Origin of the sequence: Streptococcus anginosus, assembly GCF_900636475.1 — a bacterium.
Lineage (GTDB): Bacteria > Bacillota > Bacilli > Lactobacillales > Streptococcaceae > Streptococcus > Streptococcus anginosus.
Genome location: NZ_LR134283.1, coordinates 1485407 through 1508310, shown reverse-complemented (window position 1 = coordinate 1508310; position 22904 = coordinate 1485407). Strand labels below are relative to the sequence as shown.

21 protein-coding genes and 3 tRNA genes are annotated in these 22904 nt (G+C 31.2%); 15 read left to right on the top strand and 9 right to left on the bottom strand.

The annotated features are described in order from the left end of the window. Positions 1-13: 13 nt before the first annotated feature. Positions 14-553, bottom strand: a complete 540-nt coding sequence (locus EL079_RS07445; RefSeq protein WP_003030730.1) for an NAD(P)H-dependent oxidoreductase — start codon at positions 551-553, stop codon at positions 14-16. Positions 554-708: 155 nt separating this feature from the next. On the opposite strand from EL079_RS07445, the gene EL079_RS07440 reads away from it, so the two are divergent. Further along, a complete protein-coding gene (locus tag EL079_RS07440; RefSeq protein WP_003030724.1) occupies positions 709-2331 on the top strand; it encodes an ATP-binding cassette domain-containing protein in 1623 nt (540 codons plus the stop codon). Positions 2332-2397: 66 nt separating this feature from the next. Next, complete coding sequence (locus tag EL079_RS07435; protein ID WP_018543657.1) at positions 2398-4974, top strand: YfhO family protein; 2577 nt, start codon at positions 2398-2400, stop codon at positions 4972-4974. 88 nt (positions 4975-5062) lie between these two features. Here the strand turns inward: EL079_RS07435 and EL079_RS07430 are convergent. The 7 genes from EL079_RS07430 to rlmH all read right to left on the bottom strand — a co-directional run bounded on the left by EL079_RS07430 (position 5063) and on the right by rlmH (position 8321). Further along, a tRNA-Asn gene (locus EL079_RS07430) sits at positions 5063-5136 on the bottom strand. Positions 5137-5141: 5 nt separating this feature from the next. Continuing rightward, a tRNA-Glu gene (locus EL079_RS07425) sits at positions 5142-5213 on the bottom strand. Between the two features lie 108 nt (positions 5214-5321). Then, positions 5322-6071, bottom strand: a complete 750-nt coding sequence (comE, locus tag EL079_RS07420; protein WP_018543656.1) for a competence system response regulator transcription factor ComE — start codon at positions 6069-6071, stop codon at positions 5322-5324. Next, positions 6071-7393, bottom strand: a complete 1323-nt coding sequence (locus EL079_RS07415) for a GHKL domain-containing protein (RefSeq protein ID WP_221739197.1) — start codon at positions 7391-7393, stop codon at positions 6071-6073. The genes comE and EL079_RS07415 overlap by 1 nt, the downstream gene beginning before the upstream one ends. A 20-nt stretch (positions 7394-7413) precedes the next feature. Further along, positions 7414-7560, bottom strand: a complete 147-nt coding sequence (locus EL079_RS07410; protein WP_003029519.1) for a bacteriocin — start codon at positions 7558-7560, stop codon at positions 7414-7416. Positions 7561-7725: 165 nt separating this feature from the next. Further along, positions 7726-7799: transfer RNA gene (locus EL079_RS07405), tRNA-Arg, on the bottom strand. 42 nt (positions 7800-7841) lie between these two features. Next, entirely contained in the window at positions 7842-8321 is a 480-nt protein-coding gene (gene rlmH, locus EL079_RS07400; protein WP_003032032.1) for a 23S rRNA (pseudouridine(1915)-N(3))-methyltransferase RlmH, read from the bottom strand. A 193-nt stretch (positions 8322-8514) separates the two neighbouring features. On the opposite strand from rlmH, the gene EL079_RS07395 reads away from it, so the two are divergent. The 5 genes from EL079_RS07395 (at position 8515) to EL079_RS07375 (ending at position 13589) form a co-directional block, all read left to right on the top strand. After that, positions 8515-9705: a S1C family serine protease gene (locus EL079_RS07395; protein ID WP_003032033.1), complete on the top strand. Its 1191-nt coding sequence runs from the start codon at positions 8515-8517 to the stop codon at positions 9703-9705. 54 nt (positions 9706-9759) lie between these two features. After that, on the top strand, positions 9760-10527 hold the full coding sequence (locus tag EL079_RS07390) for a ParB/RepB/Spo0J family partition protein (RefSeq protein WP_003032028.1): 768 nt from the start codon (positions 9760-9762) through the stop codon (positions 10525-10527). A 228-nt stretch (positions 10528-10755) separates the two neighbouring features. Then, positions 10756-12099 carry a chromosomal replication initiator protein DnaA gene (gene dnaA, locus EL079_RS07385; RefSeq protein WP_003032031.1) on the top strand — a complete coding sequence of 448 codons (1344 nt, stop codon included), beginning with the start codon at positions 10756-10758 and terminating at the stop codon, positions 12097-12099. 156 nt (positions 12100-12255) lie between these two features. After that, positions 12256-13392 (top strand): DNA polymerase III subunit beta, encoded by a 1137-nt coding sequence (dnaN, locus tag EL079_RS07380; protein ID WP_003032449.1) that lies wholly within the window; start codon positions 12256-12258, stop codon positions 13390-13392. Then, entirely contained in the window at positions 13392-13589 is a 198-nt protein-coding gene (locus EL079_RS07375) for a DUF951 domain-containing protein (protein WP_003032456.1), read from the top strand. The genes dnaN and EL079_RS07375 overlap by 1 nt, the downstream gene beginning before the upstream one ends. Before the next feature lie 23 nt (positions 13590-13612). Here EL079_RS07375 and EL079_RS07370 read toward each other — a convergent pair whose 3' ends face one another. Then, positions 13613-14113: a YehR family lipoprotein gene (locus EL079_RS07370; RefSeq protein ID WP_003032448.1), complete on the bottom strand. Its 501-nt coding sequence runs from the start codon at positions 14111-14113 to the stop codon at positions 13613-13615. Between the two features lie 145 nt (positions 14114-14258). Between EL079_RS07370 and ychF the strand changes: the two genes are divergently transcribed. The 8 genes from ychF to tilS all read left to right on the top strand — a co-directional run bounded on the left by ychF (position 14259) and on the right by tilS (position 22900). Next, complete coding sequence (gene ychF, locus EL079_RS07365) at positions 14259-15374, top strand: redox-regulated ATPase YchF (protein WP_003032450.1); 1116 nt, start codon at positions 14259-14261, stop codon at positions 15372-15374. Positions 15375-15446: 72 nt separating this feature from the next. Further along, positions 15447-16016: an aminoacyl-tRNA hydrolase gene (gene pth, locus EL079_RS07360; RefSeq protein ID WP_003032454.1), complete on the top strand. Its 570-nt coding sequence runs from the start codon at positions 15447-15449 to the stop codon at positions 16014-16016. Then, a complete protein-coding gene (gene mfd, locus EL079_RS07355; protein WP_026248197.1) occupies positions 16009-19515 on the top strand; it encodes a transcription-repair coupling factor in 3507 nt (1168 codons plus the stop codon). The genes pth and mfd overlap by 8 nt, the downstream gene beginning before the upstream one ends. A gap of 79 nt (positions 19516-19594) precedes the next feature. Next, positions 19595-19861 (top strand): RNA-binding S4 domain-containing protein, encoded by a 267-nt coding sequence (locus tag EL079_RS07350; RefSeq protein ID WP_003029504.1) that lies wholly within the window; start codon positions 19595-19597, stop codon positions 19859-19861. After that, a complete protein-coding gene (locus EL079_RS07345) occupies positions 19854-20222 on the top strand; it encodes a septum formation initiator family protein (protein ID WP_003029503.1) in 369 nt (122 codons plus the stop codon). The genes EL079_RS07350 and EL079_RS07345 overlap by 8 nt, the downstream gene beginning before the upstream one ends. A 2-nt stretch (positions 20223-20224) precedes the next feature. Then, on the top strand, positions 20225-20353 hold the full coding sequence (locus EL079_RS09940) for an SP_0009 family protein (RefSeq protein WP_003026834.1): 129 nt from the start codon (positions 20225-20227) through the stop codon (positions 20351-20353). Then, the gene (locus EL079_RS07335; protein WP_018543653.1) at positions 20346-21626 is read left to right on the top strand and encodes a serine hydrolase; all 1281 of its coding nucleotides are present in this window, start codon (positions 20346-20348) and stop codon (positions 21624-21626) included. The genes EL079_RS09940 and EL079_RS07335 overlap by 8 nt, the downstream gene beginning before the upstream one ends. Further along, entirely contained in the window at positions 21623-22900 is a 1278-nt protein-coding gene (tilS, locus tag EL079_RS07330; RefSeq protein WP_018543652.1) for a tRNA lysidine(34) synthetase TilS, read from the top strand. The genes EL079_RS07335 and tilS overlap by 4 nt, the downstream gene beginning before the upstream one ends. Positions 22901-22904: the final 4 nt, after the last annotated feature.

Below are 22904 nucleotides of genomic sequence, written 5' to 3'. Positions count from 1 at the left end.
CCCTTTACACTATTTACAACTCTTTTAAAAAATAATCTTCTATTGTCTGTTTATAAAATTTAAATTGAGGATTTTTCACAACATTATGAAAAGATAGTGTTTTTCTTTTCTTTAAACCACAAAATTCCATGGTTTTATGGAATGAAATCAAAACATCATCTACATTTTTTCCATCAAAAAATGCAGCCGGATTATTAAAAACTTCTTCTGGGGCATTCCAAGTTGTGGATAAGATATATTCTTTATTTTTCATTAAACCACCTTGTCCATAAGTATCTGCAAATGAATAAAATTGACCATATTCAAAGACTTCATCCATATATAATTTCAACTTCCCAGGTACATTAAACCAATAAATAGGAAATTGAAAAATAATCAAATCTGCCCACAAAAACTTATTTCTCTCGTCTATTACATTATAGTCCTCAACTGACGATAATTGCACATCATGATTGTGACGTAATTTATCCAACATAATATTATACAAACTAAAATTTAATTCTCCTTTACAAAACTCATGTTTTTGATAACCATTTACCAACAAAATTTTCATTTTCTCCTCCTAAAAATATTCTAAATTCATTATAAATTTTTGAAATTTCTCTTACTTATCAATATTCTAAAATGTCATATTTTATCCCCGAATCATTTGAAAAAAGTCAAATTTTCTAGTAAAATGAAACTAATTACAGAATTAGGAGAAAAATATTGCTTACAGTATCAGATGTATCACTACGCTTTAGTGATCGAAAATTATTTGATGATGTGAATATCAAATTTACAAAAGGAAATACTTATGGTTTAATTGGTGCTAATGGTGCAGGAAAATCAACGTTTTTAAAAATCCTAGCTGGAGATATCGAACCAACTACTGGAAATATTTCACTCGGACCAGACGAACGTCTCTCAGTCCTTCGTCAAAATCACTTTGATTATGAAGAAGAACGAGTGATTGATGTAGTTATCATGGGAAATGAGCATCTTTATAACATTATGAAAGAAAAAGATGCCATTTACATGAAACCTGATTTTTCTGATGAAGACGGTGTCCGAGCAGCTGAGTTAGAAGGTGAATTTGCTGAGTTAGGTGGTTGGGAGGCTGAAAGTGAAGCCTCTCAACTCCTCCAGAACTTGAATATCCCAGAAAATCTTCACTATCAAAATATGAGTGAATTATCTAATGGAGATAAAGTAAAAGTTCTCCTTGCTAAAGCTCTATTTGGTCAACCAGATGTTCTGCTGCTAGACGAACCGACCAACGGTCTTGACATTCAATCCATCTCTTGGTTAGAAGATTTTTTGATTGATTTTGAAAATACCGTTATCGTTGTATCCCACGACCGTCACTTCCTCAACAAAGTGTGTACACACATGGCTGATTTAGACTTTGGCAAAATCAAACTCTATGTTGGTAACTATGATTTTTGGAAAGAATCTAGTGAATTAGCTGCTAAACTCTTAGCAGACCGTAATGCTAAAGCAGAAGAAAAAATCAAACAACTGCAAGAATTTGTTGCTCGCTTCTCTGCTAATGCTTCAAAATCTAAGCAAGCAACTTCTCGTAAAAAAATGCTTGACAAAATTGAACTGGAAGAAATTGTCCCATCAAGCCGTAAATATCCATTTATTAACTTCAAAGCCGAACGCGAAATCGGAAATGACCTCTTGACAGTCGAAAACCTTTCTGTCAAGATTGACGGCGAAGTCATCCTTGACAACATCAGCTTTATCTTGCGTCCGGGTGACAAGACAGCCTTGATTGGACAAAATGACATTCAAACAACTGCTTTGATTCGAGCTATTATGGGAGATATTGACTATGAAGGAACTGTCAAGTGGGGTATTACAACTAGTCAATCTTATTTACCAAAAGACAATAGCAAAGATTTTTCCAGCGGTGAATCTATTCTTGACTGGCTCCGTCAATTTGCAAGTAAAGAAGAAGATGACAACACCTTCCTTCGAGGATTTCTAGGTCGTATGCTTTTCTCTGGTGATGAGGTTAACAAGTCTGTCAACGTCTTGTCAGGTGGTGAAAAGGTTCGTGTCATGCTGTCAAAACTTATGCTTCTCAAATCAAACGTTTTAGTACTAGATGATCCAACCAACCACTTAGACTTAGAATCTATTTCTAGCCTAAATGACGGTCTGAAAAACTTTAAAGAATCTATTATTTTTGCTAGCCACGATCATGAATTTATCCAGACACTTGCTAATCATATTATTGTTCTTTCTAAAAATGGTGTCATTAATCGTATTGACGAAACCTATGATGAATTTTTAGAAAATCAAGAAGTACAAGAAAAAGTCAATAGTCTTTGGAAAGGTTAAACTTTTCAAAAAATAGGAGCTGATGAAAGATTCAGTTCCTTAAATTTTAGTATTTTACGATAGCTTATGAAAAAAATCAAAAAACTCTTCAAAAATTATTATTTGGTAGCCTTTTTTATTCCATTTTTGATTCTGTTTATAACTTACCTTATAAATGGAATCTATTGGAAAAGTGACACTTCTCCACTTTTGGGAGATGGTTTTCATCAGTATGTCATTTTCGATGTTACTTTAAGAAATATTTTGCATGGTACAGACAGTATTTTTTACACGTTTACAAGTGGACTTGGATTAAATTTTTATGCTTTATCTAGCTATTATCTTGGAAGTTTCTTATCACCTTTAGTTTACTTTTTCAATTTAAAAAATATGCCAGATGAAGTATACTTATTTACTTTGATAAAGTTTGGTTTGATGGGATTAACTTGTTTCATCAGTATTAAAGGTATCTTTAAAAAAATTTCTCCTTATCTTATATTAATACTGTCAACTTCCTACGCTCTAATGAGTTTTGCAGTTAGTCAACTTGAAATAAAAACTTGGCTAGATGTCTTCATTATTATTCCACTTATTTTACTTGGTTTACATCAGTTGATTACTCAAAAAAGACGTGTTCTTTACTTTACAGCTTTGTCAATTCTTTTCATTCAAAATTATTATTTTGGATACATGATGGTTCTCTTTCTTATTCTATGGTATATTGTTCAAATTTCATGGGATTTTAAAACTAGGATTAAATCTTTCCTGGACTTTACAATTGTATCAATTTTAGCTGGGATAATGAGTCTCATCATGATTCTACCAACCTTTCTAGATTTAAAAACTCATGGTGAGAAATTAACAAAAGTGACAACCTTACTGACTGAAAAAAGCTGGTATTTAGATATTTTTGCCAAAAACTTTGTTGGATCTTTTGACACAACTAAATATGGCTCTATTCCGATGATTTATGTTGGGCTTGTTCCATTATTACTAGCGATTCTCTTCTTCACTTTAAAGTCTATTAAGTTTCACGTGAAACTTTCCTATGTTATTTTAATTATATTCTTAGTAGCTAGTTTTTACTTACAGCCTTTGGATCTGCTCTGGCAAGGTATGCACGCGCCAAATATGTTCCTACATCGTTACTCTTGGACTTTTTCTACTGTCATTATTTTCTTAGCGGCTGAAAGTTTGGAGCGTCTAAAAGAAATTAAATTCACAAACATTCTAGCCAGTTTTTCTATCTTAGGACTTGGTTTTATTGCTACTTTTATTTTTAAGAAGCATTATAAATTTTTAGGTTCTGTTAATTTCATCTTAACATTAGAATTTTTAGTCGCTTATCTTTTAATTTCTTGGGCTTATGCAAAAAAATATATTTCTGTTAAAATATTTACTGTTTCTACTTTATTATTTGTTTGCTTCGAACTAAGTTTAAATAGTTTTTATCAAATGGAAGGAATTGCAAAAGAATGGGTCTTTGCAAGTAGAAATGCTTATGAACAAGATTTAACAGCTATTGATTCGCTCGTTAAATATAGTAAAAAGAAAAACTCAAATTTCTTTAGAACTGAAAAATTAGCTATTCAAACCGGAAATGACAGTATGAAATACAATTATAATGGTATCTCACAATTTTCTTCTGTCCGCAATACTGCAGCTAGTTCTATTCTTGATAAATTAGGTTTTAAGTCATCTGGAACTAATTTAAATTTACGTTACCAAAACAATAGTATCCTTATGGATAGCTTATTGGGTGTAAAATATAATATTTCAACAAACAATCCTCAAAAATATGGTTTTACTTCCATTAAAACGAAAGATAATTTAACACTTTATGAAAATAAAAATGCTAATTCACTAGCATTTTTAACAAATTCAATTTACAGAGATGTAAAGTTTAATCACTTAACATTAGATAATCAAACTCGTTTTCTCAATCAGCTTTCTGGATTAAATTTAAAATACTATCACAGATTATCTCCTACAAGTAATCATAATGTTAAGCAAGTTGGAAATAGAATAGCTGCAGAAGTAGATAAAGAAAGTTATGACTCTTTTGCCAGCATCACTTACACTTTAGAAGTTCCAGCAAATAGTCAAGTTTATTTAACTTTGCCAAACTTAACTTTCTCAAATGATAACCAAAAATCAGTTGACATAACTGTAAATAACAATCAAAAAATGCATTATGGTACCAACAATGTTTTTCCATTTTTTAATCTTGGTTATTTTAAGCAAAAACAAATCATAACCGTTAAAATATCTTTCCCAGATAATTCAAAAGTTTCATTTGATAGTCCTGAATTTTATAAGCTTGACACCAGTCATTTTCAACAAGCGATAAACAAGATTCAACGACAAAAAGTATCTGTGACAACAAAACATAATACAATAACAGCACATTATCAAGCTCAACGAGATAGTTCTTTATTCTTCACAATTCCTTATGATAAAGGTTGGACTGCCACACAAAACGGAAAATCAATTAAAATTTCAAGAGCACAAAATGGCTTTATGAAAATTGATGTCAAAAAAGGCGCAGGAAAAATAAAACTGACATTTATCCCAAATGGTCTTAAAGAAGGTAGTACAGCATTTTTATCTGGAATCGCGTTATTTATAATTTACAATAAGATACGTAAGAAAAAATCGTTATAATTGAAAAACCAAACTGCACAAGAAAACAGTTTGGTTTTTATTATATTTTTACAATGTAAAAAAAGCATTCCTAAAGAATGCTTAGTAGCTCCGGCAGTAGGACTCGAACCTACGACATCATGATTAACAGTCATGCGCTACTACCAACTGAGCTATGCCGGATGATATAGTCCGTACGGGATTCGAACCCGTGTTACCGCCGTGAAAAGGCGGTGTCTTAACCCCTTGACCAACGGACCATATATGTTCTTTCACAGAACATATACTATTATACCAGTTTGGAGAACTTTGTCAATAGTTTTTATTTAAAAATTTAACTATATTTGCTATTTCATTATCTATTCTATTTATCCTTTTAATTCCTCTAAAATAGCTTTTAATTTTCCAATTTTCATTCGAGTAATCGGACAACGATGATCTTCATAAAAAATTATTTCTCGCATTTTTTTGTCATAACCTTTGATGTTTCCAATATTGACTAGGTAGGATTTATGAGGTGAAAAGAAACGTCTTGTTTCTTTATCTTTTTCTTGAATATCTGCAATAGTGCCATAGAATTCTTTAAAAAAGTTTTTACCGACAATTCTTAATTTATGAGAAGAGCCTGTCGTTTCAATATATAAAATGTCATTAAAAGGCATTCTAACCTCTCCGCCACGAAAGCTATATTCAAAATAATCCACCATATCTTTATTTTCAATCAATGTTGCTTTTGTATACTCAATGCTGTCTTTTATACGTTTTTTAAAAGCAACATCACTCAAATTTTTATCAACAAAATCCAGTGCAGATACCTTATATTTGAAGGTCATCGTAGCAAATTCTGATTTTGTTGTAACAAAAACAATAATGGCATACGGATTGTGATGACGTATAAATTTTGCTATTTCTAAACCTTTTGTTTCCTCTCCTTTGATATCAATATCTAAAAAATATAATTGATTCACCTCATCATTTTCAATATATTCTTTAAATTCTCTTACTTTACCAGTTACTTTAACCTTTATTGTAATTCCCATTTCTTTCGCAATTTCTGCCAAAGTTGTTTCCATTCTTACTTGATGTGAAATTTCATCTTCTAATACTAATACTTTCATTATAACCCTTCTTTCCGCACTCTCATTACTTGTGTAAAATATTCATCCTCAATTTTAGTATCGAGGATAATTCCTTCATAGTTGTTAATAATTTCTTTGATATTGCTTAAGCCTAAACCGCGTCCTTCACCCTTTGTTGAAAAATCAGTTTGGTAAATCTCTTCTAAATCTAGCGGTCGTTTCTTACGTGAATTTTGAATAACTAAGATTGTTTCTGTATCCAGATCTACTAAAGAAACATTCATCGTTTTTTGATAACTTTCTGCCGCTCCCTCTATTGCATTATTTAAAAGGACACTTGTCATTCTAACCAAATCTAACAATTTAATCGGCAAGGGGTTGACAAAATCTTTTACTTCAAATGTTAATTCTATATTATAGTCACGCGTCTTAAATAAGGTTTGTGTCATAACACTTCTAAGTGCTGAATCTCCAACATTATTTAAATCAAAATACGTATATTTATCTGAACGAAGTTGTAAATTAGCATTTACTAGTACTTCCTGATAAATTCGCTCTACTTCTTTTATATCACCTGTATGAATGGCCGATTGGAAGCTTGCCAACATTCCTCCATAATCATGGCGAAAGCCTCGAATTTCATTATACAGACTCACAATTTCATCTGTATATTTTTGTAATTGTAATTGTTCTCGTTCTTTTTGTTTAATTTGTTCTTCTTTTTCATACTTTTCGCGAATAGATTGTAAGTAGAACAAAATTGACATAAACATTAAAAAGCAAATTGTAGCAATCATACTAGAAAAACTATTTAAATTTTTCATGTTACTAAGCCAATGCGATACATTTAATAAAAGATGAATAAATAATAGATAAAAATTTAATTGTACAATATTTTCTTTAAAATCTATCTTTTTAAAATATTTAAAATTAAACTTAAAATAATCAATTGCTTTTAAAATGAAAACTAAAGAAATAATATTAATAAAAATATAGAACAATCCCCAATATCTATCAACAAACTTATCACCTGTAACAGAAGAAATAATGACTGAAAAGAAGGTTTCAGAACTTGACACAGCTAAAGATAAAAATAATGCTAAAAATACAGAAAGGTGTTTTTTAACTTTTTTTACTTTAAAAAAATATAAATAAAAAAATAATGGTTGAATAAAAAACATCATATATCTAATGGAATAATGTATTAAAGTAGTGAAATCAGTTGAAAATACAATTCCTAAACACAACAAAGTAAAGTGAATATTCACTTTATTCACTCTACTTATTTTCTTATAGCAATATACAACAGAAACAGCTTCTATAATTGAGAAAATAATCCAATGTATAAATTCTATTTTCACAATATTATTCTCCTAAATAATTATTTACCAAAAAGTTTTGAAAAATCAAATCCCATTCTGATTCGACTATCCCCACCAATGATTTTATCTAACTGCTCATCATTCAGTTCTTTAAATTCTACAACTTCCTTTTTTACTACCTCTTTTTTAGCAAACAACTTTTTCATAATTTCTCCTTAATGTTTGTTTTTTGTAAGAAATCTTACAAGGTAATTATACAAAGTCTTCATAAATAAATTGAAAAAAACTCTAAACGACACATTTTTACATCTCAAAAGACTTCTTTATCCAGTTATAGAAAAAGGCACGCTTTCCCGTGCCCTTTTCTTATATGATCCCAGCAGGATTCGAACCTGCGACCGTTCGCTTAGAAGGCGAATGCTCTATCCAGCTGAGCTATGAGACCAATGCTCTATCATTTTAACAAAAAAAGCCTATGACGTCAAGATTACTTATGATAGGGACTTCCTTGTTGAATCATAAATGCTCGATAAATTTGTTCTACTAAAACTAATCGCATTAACTGATGAGGAAGTGTCAATTTTCCAAAACTCATCATCAAATTAGCTCTTTTTTTGACAGCAGTAGACAGACCAAGACTCCCACCAATCACAAAAGTAATATCCGAAAATCCACGAACAGTCACATTGCTTAATCTCTTACTGAATTCTTCTGACGGAAATTGTTGCCCTTCAATAGCTAAAACAATCACAAATTCTTTATCATTAATTTTCGATAAAATACGAGTCCCTTCTTTGTCAAGAATTTGTTGATTTTCTAAGTGACTTGCCTTATCAGGTGTTTTTTCATCTGGAAGTTCAATCATCTCAAATTTAGTAAAGCGTCCTAAACGTTTTATATATTCTGCTATTCCATCTTTAAGGTATTTTTCTTTTAATTTTCCAACAGTTACAAGTTTTATTTTCATATTTCTATTCTACCATATCCACAATTATTTCACACCTTATTCACAGTATAAAAAATTAAATTACCTTATAAATGACTTAGAAAATCACAGATTTTAAAAGTTATCCACAATTTGTGGAAAAGATAAAACATTTAAGCTATAATTAAGTTAAATTCTTTATACTTTCAGTAATTGAAATAACTAGGAGGAAGATATGAAAAACTCTTCAAATTTCACAAAAAAATTGTTATTGCTTTTCATGGTCTTAGCTATAGGTTTTATCGGTGGTTTACTTGGAAACTTAACTTCATCTAAATTATCAACAAATAGCTCTACAACGACTAAAGTTAATCAAGTTACTACTGCTTATAAAAATACAAATTCCACAACACAAGCTGTGAGTAAAGTGAAAGATGCTGTGGTATCCGTTATTACCTATGCTAATAATAATTCACAAAACAGCGTGTTTGGAAATGATGATTCAAATAATAACAATGATAATTCTCAACAAGTAGCTAGCGAAGGATCTGGGGTTATTTATAAAAAAGATGGAAAATACGCTTACTTAGTAACCAATACTCACGTTATCAGTGGTGCTAAAAAAGTTGACATTCGTTTAGCAGATGGTAATAAAGTTCCTGGAGAAATTGTAGGGTCAGATACTTATTCTGATATCTCCGTTGTTCGAATTAGTGCTGATAAAGTAAAATCAGTTGCTGAATTTGGAGATTCTAGTAAATTGACGGTTGGTGAGACAGCTATTGCGATTGGAAGTCCGCTCGGATCAAATTACGCTAACACTGTGACGCAAGGAATTATTTCTAGTTTAAATCGTAATGTTTCTTTAAAATCTGAAGACGGACAAACGATTTCAACACAAGCTATTCAAACAGACACAGCTATTAACCCAGGGAACTCTGGTGGACCACTTGTGAATATCCAAGGACAAGTAATTGGTATTACTTCAAGTAAAATAGCTAGCAACGGCGGAACTTCGGTTGAAGGATTAGGATTTGCTATTCCATCTAATGATGTTATAAACATTATTAACCAGTTAGAAGCAAATGGAACTGTTACACGACCAGCTCTAGGAATCCAAATGATTGACATCACTAATCTGTCTAGTTCAGATCTATCACGCTTAAAACTTCCATCAAAAATAACTAGTGGAGTTGTCGTACGTTCAGCTCAATCTGGAATGCCAGCTGAAGGAAAACTTCAAAAATATGATGTGATTACAAAAGTAGATGATAAAGAAATTTCTTCAACAAGTGATTTACAATCCGCTTTATACAAACATTCAATTGGTGACAACATAAAAATCACTTTCTATCGTGATGGAAAAGAAACTACTACTACCATTAAGCTTACAAAATCTACAAAAGATTTAGATTCAAATAATTGACACTTTATTAACACATCTTTACAGAATTGTAAAGGTGTGTTATTCTATATAAACATGGAAAAATATCAATATATCACACTTAATGACATCCAAACAAATCCTTATCAACCAAGAAAAGAATTTTCAGAAGAAAAAATTGCTGAACTTGCTAGTTCTATAAAAGAACATGGGATTATTCAGCCCATCATTGTACGAAAATCTCCGATAATTGGTTATGAATTGTTAGCTGGTGAAAGGCGTTTTAGAGCTGCTAAATTAGCAGGCTTAACAAATATACCAGCTATTATAAAAGAAGTAACAGATGATGAAATGATGAAGCAAGCCATCATTGAAAATTTACAACGAGAAGATTTAAATCCTATAGAAGAAGCACAATCTTATCAATATTTGATTGACAAAGGGTTGACACATAAAGAAATCGCTCTAACTATGGGAAAATCACGTCCTTATATTACAAATTCCGTTCGGTTATTAAATTTACCTCTCAATATTATCGAAGCGATAAAAGAAGGAAATATTTCTCAGGGACACGCTCGTCTGCTCATTAATCTCTCAGAAAAAGAGCAAAATCAGTGGTTTGATAAAATCTTATCTCAAAGCCTTTCAGTTCGACAGCTAGAAAAACAATTGCATTCCCAACAGACAAAAACTGTAACAAAAAATAAACATCATCTCTTCCTCAAAGAGGAAGAAAAAAGATTAAAAAAGATATTTGGTACAGAGATTTCTCTTCAATTTTCTGAACAATCTCAATCAGGGAAAATTTGTATTCATTTTTCAAACCTAGAAGAATATCAAAGAATTATTGACAGCTTTAAATAAGGCTGTTATTTTTATTCTTTCAAGTCACAGAGTTATCCACTCTTATTTTATAAGAAAAACTTAATAAATCACAGAAAAACTCCTTTATTCACAATCTGTGGAAAACTTTAAAGAACAATGTGAATTTATTTCCACAGATTGTGGAAAACTTTTGCGTTTTATGTTAAAATAACTTCTATGGATAATTAAATATAACGAAGAATTTATTAGCAAGGAAGGAGGGGTTTTATGTCACAAGAAGCTAATTTTTGGGCGCGTGTTTTAGAATTGGCTCAAAAACAAATCAAAAAAAATACATATGATTATTTTGTTTCAGGAGCTCGGTTAATGAAAGTTGAAAATTTTCAAGCTACTGTACTTCTTGACAGTCCTGTCAAACAATTATTTTGGGATCAAAATTTAGCAGATGTCATCATTACTGCAGGTTTTGAAATTTATAATGACCAAATTACCGTACACTATATCTTTCAAGAGGAAAATGATGAAGTTACTCAATCAACAAATACAAATCATTCAGTAGTTAAACCAAGTCTTCCTCCTGTTGAAACTGGGTTAAAAGCAAAATATACATTTGATAATTTTGTTCAAGGTGATGGAAATGTTTGGGCTCTATCGGCGGCACTCGCTGTTTCTGAAAATTTAGCAACAACTTATAATCCATTGTTTATCTATGGTGGACCAGGATTAGGAAAAACCCATTTACTAAATGCAATTGGAAATCAAATTTTAGAAAATATTCCTGATGCTAGAGTGAAATACATTCCTGCTGAGACTTTTATCAACGACTTTTTAGAACATCTTCGATTAGGTGAAATGGAAAGTTTTAAGAGAACTTATCGTAGCCTTGATCTCTTATTGATTGATGACATTCAATCTTTAGGAGGAAAAAAAGTTTCTACTCAAGAAGAATTTTTCAATACCTTTAATGCTTTGCACGGAGATAATAAACAAATTGTTTTAACAAGCGACCGAAGTCCTGATCATCTGGATAATCTTGAAGAACGTTTAGTCACGCGCTTCAAATGGGGATTAACTCAAAACATTACTCCACCTGATTTTGAAACAAGAATCGCTATTTTACGCAATAAGATAGAAGATTTAGATTACATTTTTCCAAATGATACCTTAGAATATCTAGCAGGTCAATTTGATTCAAATGTGCGAGATTTAGAAGGTGCTCTAAATGATATTTCTCTTATGGCTAGAGTAAAAAATCTGAAAGAAATTACAATTGACGCTGCTGCTGAAGCTATTCGAGCTCGAAAACAAGATGCAAGTCAAATTTTAGTTATTCCAATTGATAAAATCCAAACAGAAGTTGGAAATTTCTATGGAGTTAGCGTTAAAGAAATGAAAGGAAGTCGTCGGGTTCAAAATATTGTCCTTGCTAGACAAGTAGCTATGTATTTGGCCCGTGAATTAACCGATAATAGTCTTCCAAAAATTGGAAGAGAATTTGGCGGTAAAGATCATACAACGGTCATACATGCTCATGGGAAAATTAAAACAATGCTCGAAACGGATGATAATCTTCGATTAGAAATAGAAAACATAAAAAATAAAATCAGATAACTGTGGATAATTGCAGAAAAAATGTTAAAGTTATTCACAATTTATAAACAGGTCTGTTTTTGTGTTCTATCGCTAATTAGGAAACTTTTCCACAAGTTTCACACAAACTACTATTACTATTAACTTAATAATCATAAAATAATAAAAGGAGTGTCTATGATTAACTTTTCAATCAATAAAAATTTATTTTTACAAGCTTTAAATACAACCAAACGCGCTATTAGTCTTAAAAATGCTATTCCCATTCTTTCTACAGTAAAAATTGATGTTACAAATGAAGGAATTACATTAATTGGTTCAAATGGACAAATCTCTATTGAAAATTTTATTTCAATTAAAAACGAAAATGCAGGGCTTTTAGTGACATCTTCAGGCTCTATTTTGCTTGAAGCAACTTTTTTCATCAATGTTGTATCAAGTCTTCCTGATGTTACACTTGATTTTAAAGAAATTGAGCAAAAGCAAATTGTTTTAACTAGTGGTAAATCAGAAATTACCTTAAAAGGAAAAGATGCAGATCAATACCCTCGTATTCAAGAAATCTCAGCAAGTAATCCTTTGATGCTTGAAACAAGTGTTCTTAAAAATATTATTAACGAGACAGCTTTTGCAGCTAGTACACAAGAAAGTCGTCCGATTTTAACGGGGGTTCATTTTGTTTTAACAGAAAATAAAAATTTAAAGACGGTTGCAACAGACTCTCATCGGATGAGCCAAAAGAAGATTGTCTTAGAAAAAAATGGGGATAATTTTGATGTTGTTATTCCTAGTCGTTCTCTACGCGAATTTTCAGCTGTTTTTACGGATGATATTGAAACAGTAGAGATTTACTTCACAAATAATCAATTGCTTTTTAGAAGTGAAAATATTAGCTTCTACACTCGGCTGTTAGAGGGAAATTATCCTGATACCGACCGTTTAATTCCAACAGAATTTACTAGTATCGTAACATTTGATAAAAATAATCTTCGTTATGCGATGGAACGTGCACGTCTTCTTTCAAATGCGACTCAAAATGGAACAGTTAAATTAGAAATTATAAATGGTGTAGTTAGTGCACATGTGAACTCTCCTGAAGTTGGACGTGTGAATGAAGAAATTGATACTGAAAGTATTTCAGGTCAAGATTTAACCATCAGTTTTAATCCAACTTATTTAATTGATTCATTGAAAGCTATTAATAGTGAAAAAGTTACAATCAGCTTTATTTCAGCTGTTCGTCCATTTACTTTGATACCAAGCGATGACACAGAAAACTTTATTCAATTGATTACGCCAGTGAGAACAAACTAATGTATGATGTAGGAAATTTTGTTGAAATGAAAAAACCACATGCCTGTACAATCAAATCTACAGGCAAAAAAGCAAATCGTTGGGAAATTATTCGAGTGGGTGCGGATATTAAAATTTGCTGTACAAATTGTCATCATATTGTGATGATGAGCCGATATGATTTTGAACGAAAACTAAAAAAAGTGCTAGGAAATTGATTTCTTAGCACCTTTTCATAATTTTATTTTAATTTTTCAAATTTACCGTCCGTAATTTCTTTAAAACCTTTACTTGTTAAGAGTTCTTTACTAGCTTTCATACTAACTTTTTTAGTTTTTCTCGTATTCTTATCTGTATACATTCCAGGCAAGGTTGCTAATTTATCAAAGTCTACTTTATTAAAGTTAATTTCTACAGTTTCCTTAACTCCCTTTTCTTCATAAGTGACTTTTTCTTTAATTCCCTTAATATTTTGATACATTTGAGAAGCTTTATCAATTCTGTCTTTAACATCTTCTTTTTTAGTAGCTCCTAAGGTTTTATAAGACAAAAATGAATTAGTAGTTTGTTTTGTGACAGTATCTCCTTTATAATAATAAGTTAATCGTAAGTCATATTGTAAACTTTGATCAATTCTTTGAAATGACATTGTTTTTTCCTGAGCTCCACATGCTCCAAGAATGATTAGTGAAATAATTGCTAGGAAGCTAATCAATAATTGTTTAAAGTATCCTTTTTTCATAGTATTCCCTCCTGTCACTTAATAAAATTATAATATTTTAATTGGGAAAATACAACATTTTTCAAAAATGATGAAGTTATAAGTCAAATAGTTGTAAATATGGTATAATGGTTTATTGAACTGAAAAGATGAAAGGAAGAGCGAAATGTCTTTAACAGCAGGAATTGTAGGATTACCTAATGTTGGAAAATCCACTTTATTTAATGCAATTACAAAAGCAGGAGCAGAGGCAGCTAACTATCCCTTTGCAACAATTGACCCTAATGTTGGACGGGTAGAAGTTCCAGATGCTCGTTTGGATAAATTAACAGAACTTATCAAACCACAGAAAAAAGTGCCAACAACTTTTGAGTTTACAGATATTGCAGGAATTGTAAAAGGTGCTTCAAAAGGAGAAGGTCTTGGAAATAAATTTTTAGCTAATATTCGTGAAGTAGATGCCATCGTTCATGTGGTTCGGGCTTTTGATGATGAAAATGTTATGCGGGAACAAGGACGTGAGTCAAATTTTGTTGACCCAATGGCTGATATTGAAACGATTAATCTTGAGCTGATTTTAGCAGATTTAGAAAGTATCAACAAACGCTATGCACGTGTGGAAAAAGTTGCTCGAACCCAAAAAGATAAAGATTCAGTAGCTGAATTTCATGTTTTGCAAAAAATTAAACCAGTTTTAGAAAATGGTTTATCAGCGCGTACCATTGAATTTGATGAAGAAGAACAAAAAATTGTCAAAAAATTATTTTTATTGACTACAAAACCAGTGCTTTATGTTGCGAATGTTGGTGAAGACGAGGTAGCAGATCCGGATAATATTGAGTATGTTCAACAAATTCGCGAGTTTGCAGCAACTGAAAATGCAGAGGTAGTTGTTATATCTGCGCGTGCTGAAGAAGAAATTTCTGAGCTAGATGATGAAGATAAAGTTGAATTTCTTGAAGCAATGGGCTTGAATGAATCTGGGGTTGACAAATTAACCAGAGCAGCTTATCATTTATTAGGACTTGGAACTTATTTTACAGCAGGAGAAAAGGAAGTTCGAGCTTGGACATTTAGACGTGGCATGAAAGCACCACAAGCAGCTGGAATTATTCACTCAGACTTTGAAAAAGGCTTCATCCGTGCTGTAACCATGTCTTATGATGATTTAGTGAAATATGGCAGTGAAAAAGCAGTCAAAGAAGCAGGACGACTGCGTGAAGAAGGAAAAGAATATATCGTTCAAGATGGCGATATTATGGAATTTAGATTTAATGTGTAAAGCATTGTAAATTAAATATAAACAAGGTTGGAAAAACTTTTCCAGCCCTTTTGGTCTTTTTAGAGGTAAAAAATGGTAAAGATGATTGTAGGATTAGGAAATCCTGGAGAAAAATATTTTGAAACAAGACATAATGTCGGATTTATGCTAATTGACAAAATGTGTAAAGAACAAAATTTAAAGTTTACAACTGATAAAATTTTTCAAGCAGAAATAGCTTCTACATTTTTTAATGGTGAGAAAGTGTATTTTGTCAAACCAACGACCTTTATGAATGAGAGTGGAAAGGCTGTTCATGCTCTTCTATCTTATTATGGTCTAGATATTGAAGATTTAGTGGTTATCTATGATGACTTAGATATGGAAGTAGGAAAAATACGACTTAGAGCAAAAGGATCAGCTGGTGGTCACAATGGCATCAAATCAATTATAAAACATATAGGAACCCAAGAATTTAAACGAATTAAAATTGGTATTGGTCGTCCAGAAAATAATATAACCATTATTCACCATGTGTTAGGAAAATTTTCAAAAGGAGACTATGCTATAATTTTAAATACACTTGACAAAGTTGACAGTGCTGTAAATTATTATTTACAGTCTAATAATTTTGAACAAACAATGCAACAATACAATGGATAAAAAGATGGATATTATTGAGTTATTTAATCAAAATAAACAAATAGTTGATTGGCAAAGAAATCTAAATAAATCAACTCGGCAGTTATTAATGGGTTTGTCATCTTCAACTAAGGCTATTACAATGGCCTCTTGTGTAGAGGAGAATCACAAAATTTTGATTTTAACGTCTACTTATAGTGAAGCAGAAAGACTTTCTAGTGATCTGATTGGCTTGGTGGGAGAAGAGAGGGTCTATACATTTCTTGCAGATGATACTCCGTTAGCTGAGTTTGTTTTTTCTTCTCAAGAAAAGATTTTTTCTCGTTTGGAAGCTCTAGATTTTTTATTAGATTCTCAACAATCAGGATTTTTGATAGTTAATGTGGCAGCTAGTCAACTATTTTTACCCAATCCTGTTAATTTCAATTCAGCTTATATTGATTTAAAAATAGGGCAAGAATATGAGTTGAAAGATTTGATTTCTCAATTGCTAAATTCAGGTTATAAGCAAGTATCACAAGTATTGAAACAAGGGGAGTTTAGTCTTCGTGGTGATATTTTAGATATTTTTGAGCGTTCTAGTCAAATGCCTTTTCGGGTTGAATTTTTTGGTGATGAAGTTGATGGTATTCGTCTATTTAATCCTGAAAATCAAATTTCTATTCAAAATGTAGAACATGTGCATATTCATCCTGCTACAGATATCATATTTACTAAAGCAGATTATAAAAGTGCACAGAAAAAAATAGAAAATCTTATAGAAAAAACTGTAGATTCAACTTCAAAATCTTATTTAGAGGAGATTTTAGCTAGTACAAAAGAACAAATTCAACATGCTGATATTAGAAAATTATTGTCTTATTTTTATCAAAATGAATGGACAATTCTTGATTATCTTCCAAAACATAGCCCAATTTTCTTTGATGATTTTCAAAAAATTATGAATAGATATGCTCAGTTTCAATTAGAAACAGCAAATTTATTGACAGAAGATTTACAAACTAGTAAAGCAGTTGAAAATCAATCTTATTTTGTAGATGTTTATTCAATATTTAGAAAGTATAAACCAGCTACCTTCTTTTCCAATTTTCATAAAGGACTGGGAAATTTAAAATTTGATTCTCTTTATCAGTTCAATCAGTATCCTATGCAGGAATTTTTTAGTCAATTTCAGCTTTTGAAAGAAGAAATTAGTCGATATAAAAAATCTAACTACACAGTTATTATACAATCAAATTCTTTATTGACTTTACAAAGTTTACATAAAAGTTTACAAGAATATGAAATTCCACTTGATTATGTTAATGATACTAAAATTCATAAACATGCTGTTCAATTAGTAGAAGGACGTTTAATTCAAGGATTTAATTTTGTAGACGAAAAAATTGTTTTAATCACTGAATATGATATTCTGCAAAAAAAAGTAAAACGAAAAGTTCGCAGGCAAAGTATTTCTAATGCTGAACGTTTGAAAAATTATAATGAGCTGGAAAAAGGAGATTATGTTGTTCATAACGTTCATGGAATTGGGCGATATTTAGGAATTGAGACGATTGAAATTTCAGGAATTCATCGTGATTATCTCACTATTCAATATCAAAATGCAGATCGTATTTCTATTCCTGTTGATCAGATTCATCTACTTTCTAAATATGTTGCAAGTGATGGTAAAGCGCCTAAGATCAATAAATTAAATGATGGACGTTTTCAAAAAACTAAACAGAGAGTACAACATCAAGTTGAAGACATTGCTGAGGATTTAATCAAACTTTATGCAGAGAGAAGTCAACTAAAGGGATTTGCGTTTTCTAGTGATGATTCTTATCAGCAAGAATTTGATAATGATTTTCCTTATGTAGAAACAGAAGATCAGTTGCGTTCTATAAAAGAAGTTAAAAAAGACATGGAAAGTGATCATCCTATGGACCGTCTTTTAGTCGGGGATGTTGGTTTTGGGAAGACGGAAGTAGCTATGAGAGCTGCTTTTAAAGCAGTAAATGATCATAAACAAGTGGCAATTTTAGTTCCCACTACGGTTTTAGCTCAACAGCACTATACGAACTTTAAGGACCGTTTTAACGATTTTCCTATCAACATTGAAGTATTAAGTCGTTTTAAAAGTAAATCAGAACAAAAAATAATTTTAGAAAAATTAAAAAAAGGGCAGGTGGATATTATTATTGGAACGCATCGTCTCCTGTCAAAAGATATTGTATTTGCTGATTTAGGACTCATTGTTATTGATGAGGAGCAACGTTTTGGAGTTAAGCATAAAGAAAAATTAAAAGAGTTGAAAACAAAAGTTGATGTTTTAACTTTGACGGCGACCCCTATTCCTCGTACACTCCATATGTCTATGTTAGGTATACGTGATTTATCAGTTATTGAAACTCCTCCAACAAATCGCTACCCAGTTCAAACTTATGTTTTAGAAAATAATGCAACAGTTATTCGAGATGCAGTTTTAAGAGAAATGGATCGAGGGGGGCAGGTTTACTATCTTTACAATAAAGTTGACACAATGGAGCGAAAAGTTTCAGAATTGAAAGAATTGATTCCAGAAGCTTCTATTGGATATATACATGGTCAAATGAGTGAAATTCTTCTTGAAAATACTTTACTTGATTTTATCAATGGGGAATATGATATTTTGGTGACAACGACTATTATTGAAACTGGTGTTGATATTCCTAATGTTAATACTCTTTTTATTGAAAATGCAGATTACATGGGATTGTCAACTTTATATCAATTAAGAGGGCGTATTGGTCGTAGTAATCGTATTGCTTATGCCTATCTCATGTATCGTCCTGACAAGATTTTGACAGAAATTTCTGAAAAACGTTTGGAAACTATAAAAGGATTTACAGAATTAGGCTCTGGTTTTAAAATTGCTATGCGAGATTTATCTATTCGTGGTGCTGGAAATATTTTAGGAAGTTCACAATCTGGTTTTATTGATTCTGTTGGCTTTGAAATGTATTCTCAATTATTAGAAGAGGCTATTGCTAAAAAACAAGGTAAAGAAAAAAGAAGGCAAAAAGGAAATGCTGAAATTAATTTGCAGATTGATGCCTATCTTCCTAGCGATTACATTACTGATGAAAGGCAGAAAATTGAGATTTACAAACGTATTCGCGAGATTGACAATCGTGTAAATTATGAAGAATTACAGAATGAATTGATAGATCGTTTTGGAGAATATCCAGATGTTGTTGCCTTTTTATTAGAAATTGGCCTTGTAAAGTCTTATTTAGATCAAGCTTTTGTCCAGCTTGTTGAAAAAAAGCAACAATCTGTGATTGTCCGATTTGAAAAAGTTTCTCAACAGTTTTTCTTAACTCAAGATTACTTTGAAGCTCTTTCTGTGACAAATTTAAAAGCAAGAATTTCAGAAAATAAGGGATTGATTGAAGTTATATTTGATGTAAAAAATAAAAAAGATTATGAAATTTTAGAAGGACTTTTGCAGTTTTCAGAAAAATTAGTAGAAATTAAAAATCAAAAGAAAAATTGCTAACTTTACAATTTTGTAAAGTTTCGCTTTCATCTATAATATTTTCTTAAAAAATGGTAAAATAATAAATTGAGGTAACTTTATGAGATTAGATAAATATTTAAAAGTATCCCGTATTATAAAACGTCGTCCTATTGCTAAAGAGGTGGCCGATAAAGGAAGAATTAAAGTAAATGGAATTTTAGCTAAAAGTTCAACAGATTTAAAAATCAATGATGAAATAGAGATTCGTTTTGGAAATAAAATTTTATTAGTTCGTGTTCTAGAAATGAAAGACAGTACTAAAAAAGAAGATGCCACTAAAATGTACGAAATTATAAAAGAAACAAAGGTAGAAGTAGATGGCTAGAAATATTGTTCAATTAAATAATCGCTATATACAAGATGAAAACCAACATCGCCGTTATTTAGAGCAAGAAAGAAGAAAAAAGAATCGCTTTATGGGTTGGGTGTTGATTTTAGTCATCTTATTGTTTATTTTACCGACATTTAATTTGGTTCAAAGCTATCGAAATTTATTAGAACGTCGAACACAATTGATGCATCTACAAAAGAGATACGAAGAAATAAGCAACGAAAAAGAATCTCAAAAAGCTTTTGCTAATAAATTAAAAGATGAAGAATATGCTGCTAAATATGCACGTGCTAAATATTATTATTCTAAACAAGGGGAATATATCTATACAATCCCAGGATTGTTGCCACAGTAAGGATGGAAAATTTATTAAAAACGATTGAACAATTTTTGGAGTTTTCTGATGAAAAATTAGAAGAATTATCCAGAAAGAATCAGGCTTTAAAATTAGAAGAGACTAAAAAGGAAAGGGGAGAGCATGCGTAAGTTGCTATTTCTATTATTGTTGCCAGCATTTTTTACTGCAAAAGTAGTAGTAAGTACGGAACAAGATGTCGAATTGACTGCAAAGCAACAGTATGAAATTACTAGTACGATCTACAGTAACTACTACACGGATCTTCCAACCAATCCAAATGTTTATGAGCAAATTCCAACTTATACGTCCTTAAATTTAGAAAAAGTTGCTGGGAGTTTAACTCCGAATACATCAATTAAACTTTCTGACTTACAAGTCAATGAACAAGGACTCCCAGTTTTTAAACTCGTAAATGGGCAATTTGTTCCTGCTGATAAACGAATGATTTATGATGATGTTGTCCAATCTAGTGCAGATATTTCTCAAACAATGTGGCTTAGACCATCATTTGTAGTTTACAATCAACCTTTTGTAAATGGAACAAAGGAAGTTAAGACGAATTTATCTTCTTATCATTCGGTGAAAGTGACCCAACTTGCTGAGACAGCATCAGGAAAATATGCTCATGTTGAAGGCAAAGGTTGGATTGATGTGAAATACTTGTCTGATACAGATAATCGTATGGATAAAGTTCAAGAGATTTTAACAAGCAAGTATAATAAAGTAGACTATTCTATCTATGTAAAACAATTAGATTCTGGAAAAACTGCTGGTATAAATCCAGATTTGGAAATGTATTCTGCTAGTGTGGCAAAACTTCCTATTCTTTATTACGCTCAGAAGCAATTAAATGAAGGAAAATACAAATCATCTTCTGGTTTAAAATATATTCCTGCTGTAAATGACTATTCAGGTGCTTATGATACAGAAGGTAGTGGAAGCATTTCTAAAAAATCAGATAATAAGTCCTACAGCATTCAGGATTTGATGAACCATATTGCAAAAGAATCAGATAATGCAGCTACAAATATTTTAGGATATTATATTACTAATCAATCTGACAGCACTTATCAAGCAACAATTGAGCAAATTGCTGGAAAAAAATGGGATGTGGAAAAACGCGATGCTTCAGCAAGGATGGCAGGAAATGTGATGGAAGCTATCTATGAACAAAACGGGGACATTATCAATGCACTATCACAAACAAATTTTGATGGACAGCGTATTTCTAAGAATATAAATGTAAAAGTAGCTCATAAAATTGGGGATGCTTATGATTTTAAGCATGATGTTGCAATTGTTTATGCTAATTCTCCTTTTGTTCTGTCTATTTTTACAAATCATGCTGATTATGACACCATTTCTAAAATTGCAGATGATATTTATGAGGTTTTAAAATGATAGAACAACAATTTTTTCAAATGGTGCAAAAAAAAAGCTATTTCAGACATCATAGAAAAGTTTTACTTGCTATTTCTGGTGGACTAGATTCTATGACTTTGCTTGACTGGCTTTATAAATATCGCGAAAAACTAGAAATAGAAATCTACCTTGCTCATGTTAATCATGGAGTGAGAGAAGAATCTGATTTTGAGGAAGAAGAATTAAAAAAAATAGCAACGAAACTTGGTGTAAGCATTTTTACATCAAGTTTTTCTGGACCATTCTCAGAACAAAAAGCGCGTGATTTTCGCTATGCTTTTTTCAAAAAAATTATGTTAGAAGAAAATTGCACAGCTTTGGTGACAGCACACCATGCTGATGACCAAGCAGAAACGATTTTTATGAGAATTCTTCGTGGCAGCCGTTTATTTCATATTTCAGGAATGAAAGAAAAACAAAAATTTGCAAATGGAGAATTGATAAGACCGTTGCTTTCTTTTCAAAAATCAAATTTCCCTCCTATTTTTCATTTTGAGGATTGGACAAATCAAGAGAACCATTATTTGCGCAATCGAATTCGAAATGAGTATTTTCCATTGTTAGAACAAGAAAATCCGCAGTTCAGGAAGCATTTAATAGAATTGGGAACAGAAATTTCTCAAATGCAAGATGCATTAGCATATTTAACTAAAAATATTGTAGCGACGAATCTGCAGGAATTTCAATCTCAACCTTACTCTGTGCAAAGTTTTTTGCTACAGGCTTATTTAAAGAAATTTCCTGATTTGCAGCTCAGTAAAGCACAGTTTTCTGATATTTTAGCAATCTTGAACAAGCAATCTAATTATCAGCAACCACTTAAAGCGGGTTACGAACTCTATAAAAATTATGATTCCTTTGAGATTCGTAAAATCAGTCCACAGTCTGATTTAAAAGTGGATTCAATTTTGTTAAAATATAACGATATTGTGGAATATGGTAATTATCGCTTTTCTTTTGGAAAAGAGCTTCATGAAAAAAACATCCAAGAAGTATTTGTTTCACGTGAAACAGAAATTTTACTTCGACATAGAAAAGAACAAGATGAAATTATCTTGAACCAACACCATAAAAAGCTTCGTCGTTACTTTATTGATCAAAAAATCCCTATAGATCAAAGAAAAAATGCTATTATTATTGAGCAAAATGGGGAAATCTTAGCAATTGCTGGAATCGTAACATGTGATTTGAGTAAGAGTCAAAAAAATGATATAATGTATAACAAACTTTATATTCAAAATTTAGATAGGTAAAGAA